The organism is Bradyrhizobium sp. S3.12.5, assembly GCF_040548225.1.
GTDB classification, from domain to species: domain Bacteria; phylum Pseudomonadota; class Alphaproteobacteria; order Rhizobiales; family Xanthobacteraceae; genus Bradyrhizobium; species Bradyrhizobium cytisi.
The window spans coordinates 151,609-171,388 of the sequence record NZ_JBEPRF010000007.1 but is presented as its reverse complement, the minus strand read 5'-3'; the positions used below and the strand labels follow the sequence as shown (position 1 = coordinate 171,388).

General features: G+C 61.7%; 17 protein-coding genes and 1 pseudogene. 11 read left to right on the top strand and 7 right to left on the bottom strand.

What is annotated here, in order from left to right:
- Positions 1 to 203: 203 nt before the first annotated feature.
- Genes cyoD through ABIC09_RS12285 form a run of 4 tightly spaced genes read right to left on the bottom strand, consistent with a single transcriptional unit; the run spans position 204 to position 4,054 of the window.
- Positions 204 to 593, bottom strand: coding sequence for a cytochrome o ubiquinol oxidase subunit IV (gene cyoD, locus ABIC09_RS12300; protein ID WP_148752432.1), 390 nt, complete (start codon positions 591 to 593; stop codon positions 204 to 206).
- On the bottom strand, positions 590 to 1,231 hold the full coding sequence (locus ABIC09_RS12295; protein WP_148752433.1) for a cytochrome (ubi)quinol oxidase subunit III: 642 nt from the start codon (positions 1,229 to 1,231) through the stop codon (positions 590 to 592). Before ABIC09_RS12295 ends, cyoD begins: the two co-directional genes overlap by 4 nt.
- Positions 1,231 to 3,231, bottom strand: a complete 2,001-nt coding sequence (cyoB, locus tag ABIC09_RS12290) for a cytochrome o ubiquinol oxidase subunit I (RefSeq protein ID WP_354109498.1) — start codon at positions 3,229 to 3,231, stop codon at positions 1,231 to 1,233. Before cyoB ends, ABIC09_RS12295 begins: the two co-directional genes overlap by 1 nt.
- On the bottom strand, positions 3,221 to 4,054 hold the full coding sequence (locus ABIC09_RS12285; protein ID WP_354109413.1) for a cytochrome ubiquinol oxidase subunit II family protein: 834 nt from the start codon (positions 4,052 to 4,054) through the stop codon (positions 3,221 to 3,223). The genes cyoB and ABIC09_RS12285 overlap by 11 nt, the downstream gene beginning before the upstream one ends.
- Before the next feature lie 280 nt (positions 4,055 to 4,334).
- Between ABIC09_RS12285 and ABIC09_RS12280 the strand changes: the two genes are divergently transcribed.
- Positions 4,335 to 5,135, top strand: coding sequence for an SDR family NAD(P)-dependent oxidoreductase (locus ABIC09_RS12280; protein WP_354109412.1), 801 nt, complete (start codon positions 4,335 to 4,337; stop codon positions 5,133 to 5,135).
- A gap of 36 nt (positions 5,136 to 5,171) precedes the next feature.
- On the opposite strand, the gene ABIC09_RS12275 is transcribed toward ABIC09_RS12280, so the two are convergent.
- Positions 5,172 to 6,476: a PQQ-dependent sugar dehydrogenase gene (locus ABIC09_RS12275; RefSeq protein ID WP_354109497.1), complete on the bottom strand. Its 1,305-nt coding sequence runs from the start codon at positions 6,474 to 6,476 to the stop codon at positions 5,172 to 5,174.
- Between the two features lie 205 nt (positions 6,477 to 6,681).
- Here ABIC09_RS12275 and ABIC09_RS12270 point away from each other — a divergent pair, with 205 nt between their 5' ends.
- The 7 genes from ABIC09_RS12270 (at position 6,682) to ABIC09_RS12240 (ending at position 13,864) form a co-directional block, all read left to right on the top strand.
- Positions 6,682 to 7,875: a urate hydroxylase PuuD gene (locus tag ABIC09_RS12270; RefSeq protein WP_354109411.1), complete on the top strand. Its 1,194-nt coding sequence runs from the start codon at positions 6,682 to 6,684 to the stop codon at positions 7,873 to 7,875.
- Between the two features lie 106 nt (positions 7,876 to 7,981).
- Positions 7,982 to 8,839: a VOC family protein gene (locus ABIC09_RS12265; protein WP_354109410.1), complete on the top strand. Its 858-nt coding sequence runs from the start codon at positions 7,982 to 7,984 to the stop codon at positions 8,837 to 8,839.
- 317 nt (positions 8,840 to 9,156) lie between these two features.
- A complete protein-coding gene (locus ABIC09_RS12260) occupies positions 9,157 to 9,759 on the top strand; it encodes a hypothetical protein (RefSeq protein ID WP_354109409.1) in 603 nt (200 codons plus the stop codon).
- Entirely contained in the window at positions 9,756 to 10,025 is a 270-nt protein-coding gene (locus ABIC09_RS12255; protein ID WP_354109408.1) for an HGGxSTG domain-containing protein, read from the top strand. Before ABIC09_RS12260 ends, ABIC09_RS12255 begins: the two co-directional genes overlap by 4 nt.
- Before the next feature lie 160 nt (positions 10,026 to 10,185).
- Entirely contained in the window at positions 10,186 to 11,358 is a 1,173-nt protein-coding gene (locus ABIC09_RS12250) for an ABC-three component system protein (RefSeq protein WP_354109407.1), read from the top strand.
- Complete coding sequence (locus ABIC09_RS12245) at positions 11,348 to 11,839, top strand: three component ABC system middle component (RefSeq protein ID WP_354109406.1); 492 nt, start codon at positions 11,348 to 11,350, stop codon at positions 11,837 to 11,839. The genes ABIC09_RS12250 and ABIC09_RS12245 overlap by 11 nt, the downstream gene beginning before the upstream one ends.
- Before the next feature lie 3 nt (positions 11,840 to 11,842).
- On the top strand, positions 11,843 to 13,864 hold the full coding sequence (locus tag ABIC09_RS12240; protein ID WP_354109405.1) for a DUF3732 domain-containing protein: 2,022 nt from the start codon (positions 11,843 to 11,845) through the stop codon (positions 13,862 to 13,864).
- Between the two features lie 301 nt (positions 13,865 to 14,165).
- Here the strand turns inward: ABIC09_RS12240 and ABIC09_RS12235 are convergent, their stop codons facing one another.
- Entirely contained in the window at positions 14,166 to 14,903 is a 738-nt protein-coding gene (locus tag ABIC09_RS12235; protein ID WP_354109404.1) for a metallophosphoesterase family protein, read from the bottom strand.
- Positions 14,904 to 15,227: 324 nt separating this feature from the next.
- On the opposite strand from ABIC09_RS12235, the gene ABIC09_RS12230 reads away from it, so the two are divergent.
- Positions 15,228 to 16,739, top strand: a complete 1,512-nt coding sequence (locus ABIC09_RS12230) for a CYTH and CHAD domain-containing protein (protein WP_354109403.1) — start codon at positions 15,228 to 15,230, stop codon at positions 16,737 to 16,739.
- Between the two features lie 87 nt (positions 16,740 to 16,826).
- Positions 16,827 to 18,446 (top strand): inorganic phosphate transporter, encoded by a 1,620-nt coding sequence (locus ABIC09_RS12225; RefSeq protein ID WP_354109402.1) that lies wholly within the window; start codon positions 16,827 to 16,829, stop codon positions 18,444 to 18,446.
- 3 nt (positions 18,447 to 18,449) lie between these two features.
- Here the strand turns inward: ABIC09_RS12225 and ABIC09_RS12220 are convergent.
- Positions 18,450 to 18,554: pseudogene (locus tag ABIC09_RS12220) on the bottom strand (IS5/IS1182 family transposase); the annotation flags it as partial.
- Between the two features lie 87 nt (positions 18,555 to 18,641).
- On the opposite strand from ABIC09_RS12220, the gene ABIC09_RS12215 reads away from it, so the two are divergent.
- A complete protein-coding gene (locus tag ABIC09_RS12215) occupies positions 18,642 to 19,613 on the top strand; it encodes an MBL fold metallo-hydrolase (RefSeq protein ID WP_354109401.1) in 972 nt (323 codons plus the stop codon).
- The last annotated feature ends 167 nt before the right edge of the window (positions 19,614 to 19,780 follow it).

Genomic DNA, 19,780 nt, shown 5'->3' with positions numbered 1-19,780 from the left:
ACGCAGCCGTGAGTGGTAGACCGAGACAGTATTGATCCGGAATTGAACTCCGTCGCGAATTGGTACACTCATAAACGTGCACACGCGCCTTGCGCGAGTGCATCCTTGGCAGGCGATCCTCATCGGATTGTCTTTGCTCGGGCGTTTCCTCCCTAGACTTGGGCCGCTTGTCACAACAAGCGGCTCTTCTTTTCTGCGCGGCGCTAGCTGTGCATCCGAATGAACTGATCCATCGGCGGCATGTTCTGATTGAGATGCGCCATGATCCAGACGGTTCCGCCCACCACCAGGAACACGACCAGCAGCCCGAAGGCCAGCGCCAGCACGTTGTTGGTGTTGTCAGGCCCCGTGGTGATGTGCAGGAAGAACACCAGATGCACGCCCATCTGCGCGATCGCAAGCACGATCAGCGCGACGGGAATGGAAGGCTGCCAGACCAGATCGGTGCCGGCGATGAAGAATGACGTTGCCGTCAGGAGCAGCGCCAGGCCGAGACCAACAACGTAGCCAACGATCCGCTCACCTACGCTGTGCTGCTCTTCTTCGCCCGGAGCGAGATCATGTTCAGTCCGCGCGTGCGTCTGATCGCTCATACGCCACTCCCTAGCAGATAGACGACGGAAAAGACGCCGACCCAGATGATGTCGAGCGCGTGCCAGAACAGCGCGAAGCACATCATCCGGCGCAGGACGTCGGCGCGAAAGCCCTTTGCGAAGACCTGGGCCATCATGGTGAGCAGCCAGAGCACGCCAGCCGACACATGCAGGCCGTGACACCCGACCAGCGAGAAGAACGCAGTCAGGAAGGCACTGCGCGACGGGCCATAGCCGCGGGAGACGAGATCGGCGAATTCGCGGAACTCGATCAAGAGGAAGATGAGGCCGAGCACGCAGGTCACGGCCATGCCGAGATAAAACCAGAACCGGTTGCGGACGTCGGCCGCAATGCTCGCCATGCCACAAGTGAAGCTCGACAGCAGCAGGCAAACCGTCTCGATCGCAACGTTCCGCTGCTCGAAGATCTCCGAGCCTTTCGGGCCGTCGGCGGTCTGGCTGACCAGCACCGCATAGGCCGCGAAGAAGCAGGAGAACATCACGATGTCGGAGAGCAGGAAGACCCAGAAGCCGTAAGCCGTCACGATGCGCTTCGATGCGGGGCCGGGATGCTCGACGACGAGCCCGATGTGATGGGGATCGGCATGGGCGCGGCCGACGGTCGCTGTCATCGACATCAGATCGCTCCCGCCATGCTGACGAGGCTGCGCCGTTCCTCGAGATTGATACGGTCGATGCGCGCGACTTCGTCCGCCGGAATGACGTATTCGTCATGGTCGCGCCAGGCGAACACGACGAAGGTCGCGAACGCGCCAATGCCGCCCAAGATCACCATCCACCAGATGTGCCAGATCAGCGCAAAGCCCATGATGGTGGCGAAGAACGCGCAGACGAAACCCGTCGGAGAGTTCCTGGGCATCTCGATGTCGTGGTATTCGGGCGCAGTGTGCTCGAGCGATTGCTGCTGGGCGTGAATCTTTATGTCCCAATAGGCGTCTTCGCCGCGCACGTCGGGATGGAAGGCGAAATTGAACACCGGCGGCGGCGACGAGGTCGCCCATTCCAAGGAGCGGCCGTCCCAGGGATCGCCGGTGCGGTCGCGCAAAGCCTCGCGGTTGCGGATGCTGATAACGAGCTGCATGATCTGGCAGATCACGCCGATCGACAACACGGCCATGCCGATCGCAGCCACGATCATCCAGGGTCGCCACTCCGCGACGTCATAGTGCTGCATGCGCCGCGTCATGCCGAGCATGCCGGCGACATAGAGCGGAACGAAGGTGACATAGAAGCCTGAGAAGGTAAACCAGAACGCGAGCTTGCCCCAGCGCTCGTCGAGGCGGAAGCCGAACGCCTTGGGAAACCAGTATTCGAAGCCGGCGAAGGCGCCGAACAGCACGCCGCCGATGATGACGTTGTGGAAATGCGCCACCAGGAACATGCTGTTGTGAAGCATGAAATCCGCCGGCGGCACCGCAACCAGTACGCCGGTCAAGCCGCCGATGATGAAGGTGACCATGAAGCCGACCGCCCACAGCATCGGCGTCGCAAAGCGGATCCGGCCACCATACATCGTGAACAGCCAGTTGTAGATCTTCACCCCCGTCGGCACCGCGATGATCATGCTGGCGATGCCGAAGATGGCGTTGACATCGGGACCCGCGCCCATCGTGAAGAAATGGTGCAGCCAGACCATGAAGGAGATGATGCAGATCGCCATGGTGGCGAGCACCATCGAACGGTAACCGAACAGCGCCTTGCCGGAAAAGGTCGACACCACCTCGGAGAAGATGCCGAAGGCCGGCAGCACGAGGATGTAGACCTCCGGATGGCCCCAGGCCCAGATCAAATTCATGAACATCATGACGTTGCCACCGGCCTCGTTGGTGAAGAAGTGGAAGCCAAGATAACGGTCGAGCAGCAGCATCGCGAGCGTCGCGGTGAGGATCGGGAACGCCGCAACGATCAGGAGGTTCGAAGCCAGCGTGGTCCAGCAAAACATCGGCATGCGCAGATAGTTCATGCCCTTGGTGCGCAGCTTCAGCACTGTCGTGACGAGATTGATGCCTGCGACCAGCGTGCCGACGCCGGATATCTGCAGCGACCAGGCGTAATAGTCGACGCCGACGCCCGGCGAATAGGACAGCTCCGATAGCGGCGGAAAGGCGAGCCAGCCGGTGCGCGCGAACTCGCCGATCACGAGCGACAGGTTGACCAGCAGCGCGCCTGTCGCGGTCAGCCAGAAGCCGACTGAATTCAGCGTCGGAAAAGCGACGTCGCGCACGCCGAGCTGAAGCGGCACGACGAGGTTCATCAAGCCGATCACGAACGGCATCGCCACGAAGAAGATCATGATGGTGCCGTGGGCCGAAAAGATCTGGTTGTAGTGTTCCGGCGGAAGATAGCCCTGCGACTGGTACGCGATCGCCTGCTGAATCCGCATCATGATGGCATCGCTGCCGCCCCGCAGCAGCATCACTGAAGCCAGCAGGATGTACATCACGCCGATGCGCTTGTGATCGACGCTGGTGATCCATTCCTGCCAGAGATAAGGCAGATGTCCCTTCGCCACGACCCAGATCAGCACTGCCAGTATCCCCACCAGCACCACGGCGCCCGCGATCAGCGGAATCGGCTGGCCGAACGGGATCGCCGACCAATCGAGCTTACCGAGCATCATGGCCTCCACTGTGCGGTCGGCCGGCATCGGATAGCAGTTCCGGTCCGGGCCCGGGCGGGATTTGCTGGGTCGAGATCAGGTTGAACAGCCTGGGATCGTCGAGGCGATAGGTCGGCCTGCCCGTCTCAATGCCCTGCTGCATCAACTTCTTATAGCTGTCCTCATTCAGCACAGCGTCGGTTTTCGCGGTGGTCGCAACCCAATCCGGAAATGAGAGCGGCGAGATTACGTTGACGTCGAACATCATGTCCGGAAAGCCGTCGCCGGAAAAATGCGCCGACAGCCCCTTGAGCTTACCTTCGTCGTCGGCACGCAGGTTAAGCCTCGTCACCATGCCGTTCATGGTATAGATCATGCTGCCGAGCTGCGGGATGAAGAACGTGTTCATCACGCTCGACGACGTCAGCTGGAAATTCAGCTCGGCACCAGCCGGCACCGTCAGCGCGTTGACCGTGGCGATGCGCTGGTCGGGATAGATGAACAGCCATTTCCAGTCGAGTGAGACGGCCTGGATCCGCACAGGGCTCCCGGTCCCCGGCACCGGTGCTGCGGGATCGAGCTTATGCGAGCCGATCCAGGCAACGCCGCCGAGCAGGATCACGGTCAGTGCGGGGATCGCCCACACCACCATCTCGACGCGACCGGAATAAACGAAGTCGGGTTGGAAGCGCGCCTTCGGATTGGATGCGCGAAACCAGAACGCAAAAGCCAGAATCGCGAAAATAGTCGGCACCACGATCGCGAGCATGATGAAAACGGAATCGACCAAAATGGTGCTGTTGGCCGCAGCTACGGGCCCTTGTGGATCAAGCAGATTCATCGGCAAGCCACTGGCGATTGGGAAACCCCGAGGGAAGCGTAGCGCGAAAAGCCCCCAGCAACAAACGCAGTTGCGTGCAGACGGTTCCACAACACGCCTGCTCGCCCGAGCCGTCCCGCGCCGCGGCATGCAATTCCATGCGATGTCAATGACATCGGCGCGTGTTGGCAGGCCTTCTCACCTCAGCGCTCCGTTGCTAATTTGCACGAAAATATCGGGATGGAACGATATGCAGGGCCCTGAGGACGATGCCGGCCTCGCCGGCCGGGAGTGAACTGAGATGCGCCTGAAGGACAAGATTGCGATCGTCGTCGGCGCCGGCCAGAGCCCGGGCGAAGGCATGGGCAACGGCCGCGCCACCGCGCTGACCTTCGCGCGTGAGGGCGCGAAGGTGCTGTGCGTCGACCATCACCTGGAATCGGCGCAGGAGACCGTCGACCTGATCGCGGCGAAGCAAGGCATCGCGGCGGCCTTCAAGGCCGACGTAACCAAGTCTGCCGACATCAAGGCGATGGTCGCCGACGCCAAATCGCGCTGGGGCCGCATCGACGTGCTGCACAACAATGTCGGCGTCAGCCTGTCCGGCGGCGATGCGGAGCTGCTAGAGATCACCGAGGAAGCGTTCGACCGCGTCGTCGCCATCAATCTGAAGAGCTGCATTCTGGCGGCCAAGGAAGTGATCCCGATCATGCGCGCGCAGAGAAGCGGCGCCATCATCAACATCTCCTCGATGGCCGCGATCACCACCTATCCTTACGTTGCGTACAAGGCGACGAAATCGGCGATGATCGCTTTCACGGAACAGCTCGCCTACCAGAACGCCGAATACGGCATCCGCGCCAACGTCATCCTGCCCGGCCTGATGAACACGCCAATGGCGGTGGACACCCGCGCCCGCGAATGGTCCAAGACCCGCGCCGAAGTCGAAGCCGAACGCGACAGCAAGGTGCCGCTGCGCAAGAAGATGGGCACCGGATGGGACGTCGCAAACGCTGCGCTGTTCCTGGCGTCGGACGAGGCGAATTTCATTACGGGCGTGACGCTGCCCGTGGATGGCGGGGCGAGTGTGAGGCGGGGATGAGGTCTCTCCCTGCACGCGCGAGAGGCGAGAGCCACATCAGTGCGTCACCCGCCAGATCGTGCCGCCCGTATCTTCCGAGACCAGCAGCGCGCCATCCTTCGCCACCGCGATGCCGACCGGCCGTCCCCACACTTGCGCGTCGTTCACGACAAAGCCGGTGACGAAATCCTCGTACTCTCCGGTCGGCTTGCCGTCTTTCATCTTGATACGGATCACCTTGTAGCCGGTGCGCTTCGAGCGGTTCCAGGAGCCGTGCTCAGCGGCGAAGGCGTCGCCCTGGTACTCGGACGGAAACTGCGTGCCCTGGTAGAAGGTCATGCCGAGCGAGGCCGAATGCGCCTGCACCAGCACATCAGGGATCGTCACCTTGTCCTTGAGGTCCGGCCGCGCGCCGGCGTGACGCGGGTCTTCATGGTTGCCGATGTAGAACCATGGCCAGCCGTAGAACGCGCCTTCCTTCACGCTGGTCACGTAGTCGGGCACGAGATCGTCGCCGAGGCCGTCGCGCTCGTTGGCCGAGCACCACGGCAGGCCGGTCTGCGGCTGGATCGCGAGGCCGACACAGTTGCGGATGCCAGTGGCATAGAGCTTGCGGTCCTTGCCTTCGGGGTCGAAGGAGAGCACCACCGCGCGCTCGGCCTCATAGCCCCAGGACGCGCCGACGGCTTGCGTCCGTGACCAGGCCTCGAGCCCGCCGGGCGGACTCCCCATGCCTTCGGCGTCATTGCTGGCAGAGCCGACCGACACCAGCATGCGCTTGCCATCGGGCGTGAACACGATGTCGCGGGTGGAATGCCCCGACCCGTGCGCCAGGTTCGCCACCACGATTTCGGGCTTGCCCGACGCCTTCAGGTCACCGGCGTGATAGGGAAAGCGCACGACGTTGCCGGCATTGGCGACATAGACCCATTGCGGATTGTCGCCATTCGGGAAGAAGGCGATGCCGAAAGGACGGTTAAGCCCGCTGGCAAAGACCTCGTTGGTCGCAGCCTTGGCGCCGCCCTCCCCAAGGCGCAGCACGCGGATGCGCCCGGGGCCGGTCTCCGCAACGAAAATGTCGCCATTCGGCGCTACCCGCAGCACGCGCGGATCGGAGAGACCGTCAGCCAACAGCTCGATCCTGAATCCCTGGGGCACCAACGGCGTGGCGCTGCCACGCGACGTCACGCGCGTGGCATTGGAGACCGACGGCGATGCGCCGGGCTTTGGCAGGTCGTCGGGGCGGATCAGCCTGACGGTGCCGGGCTTGTCGGCCTGCCAGCTGCCATAGGCATCCTTGCCTTGCAGCACGGGCTCGGCTCGTGCACCGGCGCAGGCCACCAACAGCCAAGCGGGCACCATCACGTGCGAAACACGAATTGTCACGTCGCCTTCCTCCCGGACTTTTCTGCCAAATCCCACGTCAGCTCATGCCCGCACGATGTGCATTTGGTATGACCCATCGTACTGGAAAACAACGCGGATCGGTGCGACAGATTGTAAGGGCACGGCCGCCGGTTGCGGTCATCAAAGCTGCGGCATCGACGTCGCGATTGATGGGGTGATCATGTGGGGATCGATCGTATCGGAATGGGCGAGCCTGCTGCTGCGCTGGCTGCACGTGGTGGCCGCGATCGCCTGGATCGGCAGCTCGTTCTATTTCATCGCGCTCGACCTCAGCCTCAAGCCGAGGAACGACCTGCCGGATGGCGTGCAAGGCGAGGCCTGGCAGGTCCATGGCGGCGGCTTCTACCGGATCATGAAATATCTGGTGGCGCCGACCCAGATGCCGGACGAGCTCACCTGGTTCAAATGGGAGGCCTACACCACCTGGCTGTCCGGCTTCGCGCTGATGGTGGTGGTGTACTATCTCGACGCCGATCTGTTCCTGGTCGACAAGTCGATTCTCGACCTGACGCCGACCCAGGCAGGGCTGTTCAGCTTCTGTAGTCTCGCGCTGGCGTGGCTGCTTTACGAGGCTGCCTGCCGCACCGGGCTTGCACAGCGCGAGCTCCCGTTTGCCATCGGCGGCTATCTGTTCCTGGTCGCACTGACCTACGCCTTCACGCATGTGCTGAGCGGGCGCGGCGCCTTCAACCAGATCGCAGCGATCATCGGCACCATCATGGTCGCCAACGTGTTTGCGGTGATCATCCCGAACCAGAAGAAGATCGTCGCCAGCCTGATCGCGGGCCAGGCGCCCGACCCGAAACTCGGCAAGACCAGCAAGGAGCGATCGGTCCACAACAATTATCTGACGCTGCCGGTCGTCGTGCTGATGATCAGCAACCACTATCCCCTGCTCTATGCCACGCGCTTCAACTGGATCATCGTTGCGATCGTGCTGGCGCTGGGACCGGTGATCCGCCACTTCTTCAACGAGGGGCACGCGGGGCGCAAATCGCCGTGGTGGGTGTGGGGCGTCGCAGCAGCGGGCGCGATCGCGATCCTGTTCCTGTCTGCGGGCGGCCCGCGCGAGGTGAAGACGGGCGCGCTGTCGGCACAGCCGACGCTCGCCAATGTCGAGGAGATCGTGATGTCCCGCTGCAGCATGTGCCACGCGGCCGAACCGGTCTGGGCCGGCATAGTCACCGCGCCGAAGGGCGTCTTGCTCGACGCGCCCGAGCACATCCATCGCAATATCCGCCTGATCGGGCGCGTGGCGGCCTGGTCCAATGCGATGCCGCCGGGCAACATCACCGAGATGACCAGCGAGGAGCGCGCCATCCTCGCTGCCTATATCAGCGAGCAGGATCGCTGACGCCGTCGACGTTCGCATCGACTTGATCGCCTATCCGGCGTAGACAGGACCAGCGGCCACGGGCCGCCGTCCAAAGTCGGTTTGCATTCGTTGCGGGGAAATCACAGTGGCTCTCAAGAACATCATCGGTATCGACCACGCTGTGGTCATGGTGAAAGACCTCGACAAGGCCGCCGAAAATTACAGGCAGCTCGGCTTCACGCTGTCGCCGCGCGGCACCCACAGCGCCCACATGGGCACCGGCAACTACACCATCATGTTCGACCCGGACTATATGGAGCTGCTCGGCGTGCTGGTGCCAACCGAACACAACGCGCCTGCGCGCGCCTTTGTCGAGCGGCACGGTGAAGGCATCGAGCGCGTCGCCTTCACCGCGGTCGATTCCGCGGCCGGCGCCGAAGAAATCCGCGCGCGTGGCCTCACACCGATCGGTCCGACCGATTTCGAGCGGCCGGTCACGCTGCCTGATGGCACCGTCGCGGCCGCCAAATTCCGTACCTTCATGTGGCCGACGGCAGAAGCCCCCGGCGGCGTGCGCATCTTCGCCTGCCAGCACAAGACCCGCGAGACGGTGTGGATTCCCGAACTGATGACGCACGCCAATGCAGCGAAGCGGATCAGCGAGGTGCTGATCGCGACGCCCGAGCCCGCGAAGGAAGCAGCCCATCTGGCGCGGTTGATCGATCGCGAGCCGAAAATAGAGATCGACGGCGCGGTGACGGTGACATCGGGTGGCGACCGCGCCGACTTCGTTTATCTGACGCTCGACCAGCTCGGCCAACGCTATCCGGGCGTACCGCTCGCCGGCCTCTCCGAGCGCGGCGGCGCAGCGCTGGTGCTCGTCAGCGGCGATCTCGCAGCGACCGAGAGAACGCTGGGCTCGGCGGGCATCCGCAGCGGAGCCGCGGTCGTCGTGCCCCCGGCCAAGGCCAACGGCACCCTGCTCGCCTTCATTGCCGGCTGATCTGCCGCAGCCCGGACAAGACTCGCGAAAACAACCCCATGCACAGTAGCCGGCGCCAGTCAGAACCAGGACTTGCGGAGAGACGACTTACGTAATCCCGAAATTGCGTTTGACACGTCGGGCAAAACAGGTGCACGATGGCATCATCGCGACAATCGCCCGTGCTCGAGCCCGCCCAATCATCGGCGCGCTCGATACCTGGCCGCGCGTAAGCTCCTCATCGACATCCGAAAATCTCAACCGCCGCACAGCAGGCACGCGATCGGCTTCGCGCGGCCCGCGAACGCTCGCGCCTGCACCGGCAAAGGACCCACCGCATGACGACACTTCCGACGCTTTCCGAGACGATGCCCATCGCGCCAACCGATAGCGCCCCGTTCATCGCAAGCCCGAAAGTCAAACTCCGCCGCAGGCGCATCGTGATCGATCATCCCGACCCCGGCACCGGCGAAAAGCTGCTGGCCGAGGCGCTTGGCGCCGTCGACCGCGAGGCGCTGCATGGCCTGTTGGGCCAGCTGGTGAAGGCCAGCGCGGTTGCGCGCAAGCCGGAACAGGGCAATCTCTCGTTCATGGTCTCGATGCTGAAGAGCATCGCGCCGAAGGACTCGCTCGAGGCCATGCTGGCGGCGCAGATGGTGAGCATTCACGTCGCGTCGATGCGCTGCGCCTGCCGCCTCGCCTGCACCGACGACGTGCCACAGCAGGAAAGCCTCACGCGCGCACTGACCCGGCTGGCCCGCACCTATGCAGCCCAGATGGAGGCCCTGAACCGCCATCGCAGCAACGGCGCGTGTGCGATCACGGTGCAGAATTTGTCGGTGCAGGACGGCGGCAAGGCCGTCGTCGGCCATTTCACGCAACATGCGAGCCTGATCGCCGCGCAGCCAGGCCTGGCGGACGCAGCGGCCGTCAGCGCGTGAGCCATGCCCGCAACACCGGCGCGATGCAAGCGAGCCTCCGTTGTGGCGCGCAAACACGCAACGGTGAAACTTGTCGCGCGCCGGCGCTGCGCGGCAAGGCGCGCTGCCGCATGCACGGCGGCGCTTGGGGATCGGGGGCGCCATTTGGAAACAGCAATGCCGTCAAGCATGGCTTCTTCACCAAGGATGCCATCGCAGAACGCAGGGAGGTCCAGATGCTGGTAAGCGAAGCTCGAAAGCTCGTCCGGCGATTGACCCACTTCTAGTGTGATCGCTGCTTGCTCCCGCTCTAAATTAGGACAGTTGCGCTGACAGATTAAGTTACGATAAGTCGGCTACCATTGACAGAGGTTGAGTCAGACCGTATCGACAACCACTTCTACAAGCATATGTTTTTGCGGGTGAAATTAAAGCAGCCCTAAGGTCTTGGATTCGACTTACGATAATACCGCACCAGCGCAAGCTGCAGGCTACATTCTGCAGCTCGACCGCGCATTGCACCATTTGGCTCACGCGGCGAGTGGCGACGTCGCTGTCGCCGTGGAGCACATCGATGATGTCGTTGCCAGCCGGGACGGCAAGATCTTCCTGACGGAGCAAGATAAGAGTTCATCTCGAGCTGGCTTCCAGTTGTTGGCGAACCGCAGCCGAGCATTTTGGCGCACTCTTGAGATTTGGCTGCGTCATCGCAATAGCCCTGACGGCCAATACGTCGAACGGCGCCTGTTCTTCGTCAACAGGTGGGTGTCTTCCCCTATTGCGCTTCTGCTTAAGAGGCGAACAACGCAGCAGACCACATCTGCTGAGGTCGTGAAGGCCATGCGAGAAATTGGAGCAACGCGCAGGAAATCAAAAATCCAAGCCGTCATAGACAATGTGCTGTCCAACAGCGACGACGATCTCGCATCACTGATCGAAACAGTTGAGATCGTCGAGGCAAGAGATCCTATAGACGAACGAGCCAGCTTGGCGAATGGACTTGGTCTGAATCCCCGCGCTAATGCAGACGACATCTTGGACGGTCTACTCGGCTGGTTGACGACGAAGGTTCGCACCGAATGGTCGGAGGGGCGACTGGCCCTGATTACACGAAGGGAGGTTCTCACTCAGAGCTACGCGCTGCAGGAGAGACAAGCCAGGGCCCGATTTCTCCCTCGCCCATCCGCGGAAGTTGCCGTGAGCGATGAGGATCGCAAGGGCGCGCTCAGCCGCAATTTTGTCGAACATCTCGGAAGGATTAGTGCCGATCAAGAAGATGTGGTTCTAGCTGTCGACCATTTCATCAAATTCAGCATCGAGAAACACCGCTTGGTTCGCACCGGCGACGTGCCAGTTGTTGAGTGGCGCCATCGTTCAAATCGGCTCCGGGAACGGTGGGGAAATCTTATGCGCCGCAAAACACGGGAACTTGCCGGTTCTACGAACGCGGCTATTGGCCAGGCGGTGCTTGCCGACACCACGTATGAACACCGCGAGACCCTTGATGGTCATACGTGCGACGAGCTCTATATGACATCCGGACACTATCATCGTCTCGCAGAAGAAAACGACGTTTGGTGGGATCCGGACTTCTTGAGGGACCAGGCGCGTGAGAGATGATCACGAAGAACTTCTCGCTCGCAATCCCGCTTTGCTAAGCCGATGCTTCTGGCATCTGGCGCGGAGATTTGGAGAAACTGCTGCGGGCAAGTCCCCCGGACTACCAATATTTGTAGTTGGGGCAGGACTGCTCTTTCACCAGGACACCGTAGAAAAAATTCACCGCATGAATTTTGACAGTCGTTTTCTCAAAATGATCGCAGAAAGACCCGACCTCCTCGGCGGCCTCCAGTCTAGAATTGAGCAGGCGTATGTTGCTTCGCTAAAAGCGCTCCAATTGGGTGTAGCCGCCGGAATATTCCAACGCGATGGCGGAGGAGGTTTTCCTACTTTCCGGGCACTCGGGGGAGGAGACTTGCCGCCCCCCCTGCGAAACCCTTCCGGCTCAAGCGACATGATTGCCGCAGCCAGAAGGCTGGGCGCGTGGTTTGCTCTGGAACCATTCGAGGTGATCCAACGACAGCTCGGCATCGAGTTCTAGGCCATGAAATTATTCATCAGAGCCGTCATTATATGGCCCGAAGATCCGAACCACGACCCAAGAAGGGTACCGTTCGACATTGAGAAAGTGTCCATAGTTACAGGGTGGAGCAGCACGGGCAAATCCGCGATCGTCGATATCATCAACTACGTTCTTGGATCGGGAACCTGCTCAATCCCGGTGGGCTATATTCGTGACCTCGCCTCGTGGTACGGGTTGGAAATCGAAACTGACGCAGGTCCGATGCGGATCGCCCGCCCAAAGCCCGCAGCACGACAAGTCTCGGAAGACATCTGGTTGCAGCAGGGCGGAGACACCGAGAGCCCGCTCCCACGACGACCGACCATGACGACTAATGTCGCACGCTTGAAAGCGATGTTTGATGCAATGTCAGGCTTGTCGAATCTCGGCATGGTCCCAGAGGGAGAGCAGAGCCGCGCGAGCTTTCGCGACATGGCATCGTTCAATTTGCTGCCGCAACATATTGTTGCCAACCCATATACTCTCCTCTTCAAGGCAGACTCGTTATCTCACCGCACCAAACTCCAGCACGTTCTGCCCTTGGCAATGGGCATCGTAACAAACGAGGACTTGGTTCGCATCCACCGCCTGCGCCTTCTTCGCGACGAGCTTCGTCAAATTGAAACCGAGCTAAGGGCGCGACGGGACGCTATTGATAATTGGAAGGCAAACGCACGGGGCGCCTTCTACCGGGCCCAAGAACTCAGTTTACTTCCAGCTGGCGAGCCACCAGAAAGTCTACAAGTCTTAATTGGGCTCCTGCAGAGAGTCGTCGACGCCGGCGGTCGCACGATAGCCGCCTCGGGAAGAGTTACCGCCGCTGTTGAACGACTTGAGGACATTCGGCGCCGCGAAGAGGAACTAGACACCAGGATCGGTACTGATCGACGGCGGCTCCGCAAGCTGAAGAGCTTGGCGAGATCTGTCTTCGACTACAATGAAATCCTACAAGAGCAAACTACGAGCGTGATCGGCGTTGGATGGTTCAAAGCTCAAACCCATGAAGAGGCTTGTGTCTTGTGCGGATCCGATACTGATGCTGCCAAGCAAGCGCTCGCCGACCTAGAGGAGCCGATCGCCGAACTTTCATCTCTCGCTGCGAGTGCCGCATCAACCAAGCCAATGGTTGATCGAGACATTATTGAGACCCAAGAGACACTGTTGAGACATGAGCGAGACTTATTGTCGTTGCGACAGACTCGGGAGGCATTTGAAACTGAGGTCGATAGAGAACAAGGCCGCAGCCAAAGCTTGGAGAGCGTCTATCGTTTTATAGGTTCGACCGAGCAGGCACTCAAGATGCTGGGTGAGGTTGAAAGCGAGGGGGGCCTCACTGATCGAGCCGAGGCCCTGCGCAAAGAAATCGCTGGGCTCAATGCCCAAGCAAACGAGCTTGATCGACAAAGCCGAGCTGAACGAGTCCATAATCAGATATCAAACTACATCCCTAAGTTCATTGAAGCGATGGGGGTTGCTGGTGCCGAAGGCAAACCAATCCTTGATGAGCGCGAGCTTAACATCAAATTCGAGCGGGAGGGCACCACTCGCCCGGATTATTTGTGGGAGATCGGTAGCGGAGAGAATTGGATGGCGTACCATTTGGCCGCTCTTCTCGCGCTTCAGGGCGTATTTCTCGCGCGTAGCGGCGCGAATCCAGTACCTTCCTTCTTAGTTATTGATCAGCCGAGTCAGGTTTATTTTCCAAGCGATACATTTGACCAGTTCGTCAGCGGAGACAGCCCGGCGGGGCAAGATCGGCGGCACAAGCGCCGTCGGCATCTAACAGACATCGAGAGTACCAACCGAATCTTCTCCAGTCTTGCGCGCGCCCATCGCAAATTCGAAGGGCGCCTCCAGATTATTGTTCTGGACCATGCGGACAAGAACGCGTGGGGCGACGTGGAAGGAGTAGTCGGCGTGACCAACTGGCGCGATGATGAGGACTTCCTTATTCCGACTGCATGGATTCCGGCGCGAGCGGACGAAACTGACGAAGACAATTAGGCTAGTGCTGTCGCACCAAACGAGGCGATCGATGGGCGAAAGCTCCGTCGCGCCACCGTAGTCGATGAGCGGAATCTTCTGCGAGGCTTGAATTGAACAGAAACTGAGTCCGCGCGCAGCCGAAGCAACAACCTGCCGGCCGGAACGAGTCTGCAACTTCTATTCGGATGGAACCCAACCGACCATGCCGGGCACGGACGGCGCTCCAGAGGGAAGCGGCGCAACAGAAAGAGGTGTGTCGCCGTAACGAAGCCTTATCCTCACGCGGCGAGCCGCTTGGCCGGCGCATCTTCACTATCTCTCACCGTTCGACCCACCCCGTTGCAATCGCGCTTGCCCAAATCGGCATGCCTCTGCTGCGAGCGAGTTCAGCCATGGCCGTGCTGTCGTAGGGCACGTAGCGGATCGTCGCGGACCAGCCTGCGCGGGCACGCTCCAGAATGGCATAGCAGGCGTGCGGGGTGCCGACCTCGACCACATAAGGAACGGGCGTCCGTCCATCGTAACCGGGCAATCCGACGCTGCCGGGATTGACGATCATCCGCCCGTCCCGCAGGCGGATCACGCGCGGGATGTGGGTGTGTCCGCAGAGAATGAGTTTCGCGTCGATGCCTTCGGCGCCGGCCTCGATCATGTCGATCGGGCTGGCGCGGACGCTGCCATCGGCGGCGACGTAATCGAGCCAGAACGCGGCATCGTCCCTGGGGGCTGCATGACAAAGGAAGACGTCCTCCCGATAGACAAGCGTCGGCGGCATGCTCGCCATCCAGTCGAAGTGCCTGCGCTCCAACAGCCGGAAATCGCCGCGGGCCGATTGGCCGGCCCGCGAGAGGCCGACGAGAATGCGGTCCTGGTCGCCCTGCACCGATGGAAAGCCCCGCGCGATCAGCAGATCCGCAGTCCGGGCCGCCTCGAGCGGGCCGCTGACGTGATCGCCGAGGTTCACGACGTCATTGATGCCGAGGTCGGCGATGTCCGCCAGCACCGCCTCAAGTGCCGGGCAATTTCCGTGGATGTCCGCGATCGCGGCAAATTTCATCGACCCCTCCTCTCTTCAGGACGGCCGACGACATTCCGGTGCGGGACGATGCAGACGTGACGCTTCGCTTTAGCTGCATTTGGAGAAGCGCCCGCAAGCTGAGTGTCAAATCGGCGCTGTCCTCAAAACTATCACCGCCCGGCGCGCGCAAGCAAGCGACGGCTTGGGCCTCTTTCGGGTCACGCGCCTACCGCCCCCAACCGGCCGCTCTCCCGCCCGGTTCCGTGAAGCTTTCATGACGCCGCAGATCCAGATTGAAATGTCGGCAGCTCCGGAACTTCCCGCAGTTGCGCCACTTTGAATCGGGCAACGGAAGCTCTGACGATGAATGCTGAAACGGAACTGAAATTCCGCGTCGCACCGCGAAGCTTGTCATCCGTCTTGCGGACCGGCGCAAACGGACGTGGGCGCGAACGGGCAGAACAGGCGCTCGTGTCGACCTACTACGATACGAGCAAGCACAAGCTCAGGCGGCATGGTCTCACGCTCCGGGTCCGCAAGGTTGACGGACGCTACGTGCAGACCGTGAAAGCGGGCAACGCGGGAAGCGTTACGCGCGGCGAATGGGAGAATGAGGTCGCAGGCGCGAGACCGGAGCTCGAGAAGGCGAGAAAGACGCCGCTCGAGGACCTCACGACCAAGAAACTTTCCCGCAAGCTCAAGCCGGTCTTCCGGACCGAGGTTCGTCGCACCACGCAGACCAGGCGGGTCCGAAACAGCCAGATCGAACTCGCCGTCGACCGCGGCCGGATCGGCGCGGGACCGCGGGCGCGGCCGATCGCCGAGCTCGAGCTGGAATTGAAGTCCGGAGACGTCGCAGACCTGTTCCGGCTGGCACGCAATGTCGAGCGCAAAGCGGGCGCCGAGCTCGATCTCCGTTCGAAAGGCGAACGAGGTTACGAGTACGCCACAGGCGGCGGCCGCGGGGCGCAACGCGCCGAACCGATCGAGCTGAAGTCCGAACTCTCGCCGCGCGATGCGTTCCGGGTTATCGCGCTTTCGACGCTGCGTCATTTCACGGCCAACGCCGATCCGGTGCGCGACCGGGACTCCGAGGGAGTGCATCAGATGCGCGTCGGCCTGCGGCGGCTGCGTGCGGCCATCTCGTTGTTCGACGATATCCTGCCACGGGCGAGCACAGCACGGGTGAAGACCGAACTGAAGTGGCTTACTGACGAACTGGCACCGGCACGTGAAATCGACGTGTTCTTGAAGGAAAGCGTTCAACCGGTCGCCGAAAAGGGCGTTCCGAAGCGGGGCGCGCGCGCGCTCCGCGAGAAATTCTCCAGACAACGAGCGGCGGCCTTCGGACGTGCCCGCAATGCGGTGACGTCGGCCCGTTACCGCCGCCTGCTGATCGACGTGATCGAGTGGATCGAAACTGGACAGTCTCGCGCCGATGATGACCGGTCGATCGCCGCCTACGCCGCGGCAGCGCTCGACCGGCGCCTCCGGAAGGCTCGAAAGCAGGGCATGCGCCTGAACGATCTCGACGCGACGCAGCGCCACAAGCTGAGGATCAGGATCAAGAAGATCCGCTATGCCGTCGACTTCTTCAGAAGCCTCTACGGCAATCGCGCCCGGCAGCGGCTCGCGGATCTTTCCGACCGGCTGAAGCGGATTCAGTCTGCCCTCGGATCGCTCAATGACTTCATGGCGCACCGCGAATTGGCGATGGAAGCGGCGTTGGCAGCGCCGCCTGCGAACCGGCGCGCCCAGGCGTTCGCATCGGGATTCATCGTCGGCCAGGAACACGAGACCGCGGTCGGGCTGAGGAAGGACGCCGCGAAGGAGCTTCATCGGTTGCGGCGCCTGCGCGTCGATCCCGACGGCTGAGTCACAAATCTGAAAGCAGCGCCGGGACGCCGCGACGTCCGGGTTCACAGGGATCATTGCTGACCGACCGACCAACGAGCAATCCACATGTCCGATCTTGCACTGAACGATCGACCGCGGGGCTCCGAGTCCGCCGCCAAACCCGACCTCGATCGCAAGCCACATGTGAGCGTGGTCGCGGCCTTCCTGCTCTTCCTGGTCAGCGGGATCGGCTACGCCGCCTATGGCGTGTTCACCGACACGCATAACGTGGGCGAGCCGCTTGCGCTCGGTGCTCTGCTCCTCCTCGGCGTCGCCCTCATGATCGCGCTCGGGTTTGAGTTCGTGAATGGATTCCACGACACCGCGAATGCGGTGGCGACCGTCATCTATACGCACAGCCTTCCACCGCTGACCGCGGTGATCTGGTCGGGCGCGTTCAATTTCCTCGGCGTGCTGGTCTCCACCGGTGCGGTGGCCTACAGCGTGATCACGCTCCTGCCCGTCGACCTGATCCTTAATGTCGGCAGCACCGCCGGTTACGCCATGATCTTTGCGTTGTTGATCGCGGCGATGATCTGGAATCTGGCGACGTGGTCGATGGGCATCCCGAACAGCTCCTCGCATTGCCTGATCGGCTCGATCATGGGAGTAGGCCTTGCCAACGAACTGGTCGCGCCCGCCGCGCAGGCGACTTCCGGCGTCGACTGGTCTCAGGCCGTCAGCGTGGGCAAGGCTCTCCTGTTCAGCCCGGCAGTCGGCTTCGCGCTGTCGGCTCTGCTGCTGCTCCTGCTGAAAGTCATCGTCCCCGTGCGTAAGCTGTACGAGGAGCCGAGAGGCAAGACGCCGTGGTGGATCCGCGGCATCCTGATCCTGACCTGCACCGGCGTGTCGTTTGCGCATGGCGGCAATGACGGGCAGAAGGGCATGGGCCTGATCATGCTGATCCTGATCGGCGTGGCACCGACGGCCTATGCGCTGAACCGGACCATGCCGGACTCGAGCACGCCTGTATTCATCGACATCACCGGCAAGGCAAAGGGCGTTTTCGCCGCCCATGCCGAAGGCGCACAGCCGGCCAATCCCAACGATGCCAGAGGCCTGATCGGCGACACGCTCAAGAGGCGCGATCTGAACCGCGCGGAGGTGTATGCGGCATTGGCGGCTCTCTCGGACGATGTCGCCAACGGCGTGAAGAGCTACGGCTCGATCAGCCGCATCCCGGCCGCGGCGACGCCGAACATGCGCAACGACATGTATCTGGCCGCCGACGCCATCCGCCTGCTGCCCGAGGCCGGTGCGAATTTCAGCGCCGGTGACGCCGCGATCCTGAAGGACTATCGCTCCAGCCTGGAGGCCGGAACGCGCTTCATCCCGAACTGGGTCAAGGTCTCGGTCGCGATCGCGCTCGGGCTGGGCACCATGGTCGGCTGGCGACGGATCGTCGTGACGGTCGGCGAGCGCATCGGCAAGCAGCACCTGACCTATGCGCAAGGCGCGTCGGCCGAGCTGGTGGCGGCGGGAACGATTCTGGGCGCGGAGTTCTACGGCCTGCCGGTGTCCACCACACACATCCTGTCGAGCGGCATCGCCGGCACCATGGCAGCCAATGGCTCGGGGCTGCAAACGGCGACAATCAGGAACATCGTGCTGGCGTGGATCCTCACCTTGCCAGCGGCGATGTTGATCGCCGGCTGCCTGTATTTGATCTTCCGTTCCGTCATTTGACAAGGACGCGGACTCATTAAGGCGCAGCCATAGCCTGATCGACGCGAGTTGAACCAAGGCAAGATAGTTGGCGGCAAGCCTGTCGTAGCGCGTCGCCACCCGACGACATTGTGAAAATGACCCAAAGCCGACCTTGTGCAGTGCACATCCCCATTGATATGCTCGATCCATTCAGTCAGCGGGGAGTCCCGAACGATGTCCGATATCTCGCGTCGGGACCTGACACTTGGCGCAGCCGGTGCTTATGCCGCGTTTGGACTCGACAAGCCGATCACGTTTGTCGACGCGGCTCACGCTCAACAGTCCGTCACTCAACCTTTCCGCAAATACAAGATCGGCGACATTGAAATCTTCTCTCTGATCGATGGCATGCGTGACGTTCCGCTGCGGGAGGGCATGGTCAGGAATGTCAGCGTCGAACAGGTCAAGACCGTGTTGCGTGGTGCCGGTTTTCCCGACAATAAGGCGCCCCTGCGGTTTATCGTCATGGCGCTCAAGCTGCGCGATCAAGTGGTCCTGATCGACTCGGGTACGGGCGGTCATCCAATTTATGGTGAGGGGAACGGCCGGTTATTCGAGAGCATGGCGGCGGCGGGCCTTGACCCCAAGGCAGTCAAGACAATCCTCATCTCCCATCTCCACGGCGACCACATTTATGGCCTCATGAACAATGAGAGCGATGCGCAGGTCTTCCCGGATGCCGACATCGTGGTGCCCGCCGCGGAATTGAAATGGTGGACGCGCCCGGGGGTCGAGTCGATCGATCTCGGACCGACGCGCAAAGGCCTCGCCCAGCGAATTCAGGCCACGGTGGCGACTTGGAAAAACGTCAGGACCTTTGAGGGAGAACCAGAACTCCTGCCCGGTGTGTACGCCGTTCAGGCGCCCGGCCATAGCCCGGGAATGGTCGCGCATCTGGTCACCTCCGGCGGCGAACAGTTCCTGATCAGCGCTGACGTGGTCAATCTTGCGCCACACATTTCAACAAATCCCGAGTGGCAGCTCGCTATCGACCAGGATCCGCAAATGGCTGTCGAAACGCGAAGGAAGATCTTCGATCGCGCGGTCGCCGACAAGCTCGCTATTTCGGGTACTCACTGGTTGATGCCGAACGTCGGCACGCTGGCCAAGGATGGCAACAGGTACGTATTCGTAGCCGAGGGGTAATATTCCCGCGACACTATCTGGTAATTCGAACACGACTGCTGCTCGTAGCCGAGAACCGGTCGGCATCTGAGTCGGCTTGTTGTCCCATCGCGACATATTGCGCCGCCGCACGAACTCAGCCGAACCCGGAATGGCTTTAGGCTGAATCAACCGGCCGCGGGCTCGTT

Excerpts from the sequence above, each read along its gene's own strand:
- ABIC09_RS12295 (WP_148752433.1), bottom strand. The coding sequence starts at position 1,231 with ATGTCGATGACAGCGACCGTCGGCCGCGCCCATGCCGATCCCCATCAC.
- ABIC09_RS12260 (WP_354109409.1), top strand. The coding sequence starts at position 9,157 with ATGACGACACTTCCGACGCTTTCCGAGACGATGCCCATCGCGCCAACC.
- ABIC09_RS12235 (WP_354109404.1), bottom strand. The coding sequence starts at position 14,903 with ATGAAATTTGCCGCGATCGCGGACATCCACGGAAATTGCCCGGCACTT.
- cyoD (WP_148752432.1), bottom strand. The coding sequence starts at position 593 with ATGAGCGATCAGACGCACGCGCGGACTGAACATGATCTCGCTCCGGGC.
- ABIC09_RS12280 (WP_354109412.1), top strand. The coding sequence starts at position 4,335 with ATGCGCCTGAAGGACAAGATTGCGATCGTCGTCGGCGCCGGCCAGAGC.
- ABIC09_RS12285 (WP_354109413.1), bottom strand. The coding sequence starts at position 4,054 with ATGAATCTGCTTGATCCACAAGGGCCCGTAGCTGCGGCCAACAGCACC.
- ABIC09_RS12240 (WP_354109405.1), top strand. The coding sequence starts at position 11,843 with ATGAAATTATTCATCAGAGCCGTCATTATATGGCCCGAAGATCCGAAC.
- ABIC09_RS12270 (WP_354109411.1), top strand. The coding sequence starts at position 6,682 with ATGTGGGGATCGATCGTATCGGAATGGGCGAGCCTGCTGCTGCGCTGG.
- ABIC09_RS12275 (WP_354109497.1), bottom strand. The coding sequence starts at position 6,476 with ATGGTGCCCGCTTGGCTGTTGGTGGCCTGCGCCGGTGCACGAGCCGAG.
- ABIC09_RS12225 (WP_354109402.1), top strand. The coding sequence starts at position 16,827 with ATGTCCGATCTTGCACTGAACGATCGACCGCGGGGCTCCGAGTCCGCC.
- ABIC09_RS12230 (WP_354109403.1), top strand. The coding sequence starts at position 15,228 with ATGAATGCTGAAACGGAACTGAAATTCCGCGTCGCACCGCGAAGCTTG.
- cyoB (WP_354109498.1), bottom strand. The coding sequence starts at position 3,231 with ATGCTCGGTAAGCTCGATTGGTCGGCGATCCCGTTCGGCCAGCCGATT.
- ABIC09_RS12215 (WP_354109401.1), top strand. The coding sequence starts at position 18,642 with ATGTCCGATATCTCGCGTCGGGACCTGACACTTGGCGCAGCCGGTGCT.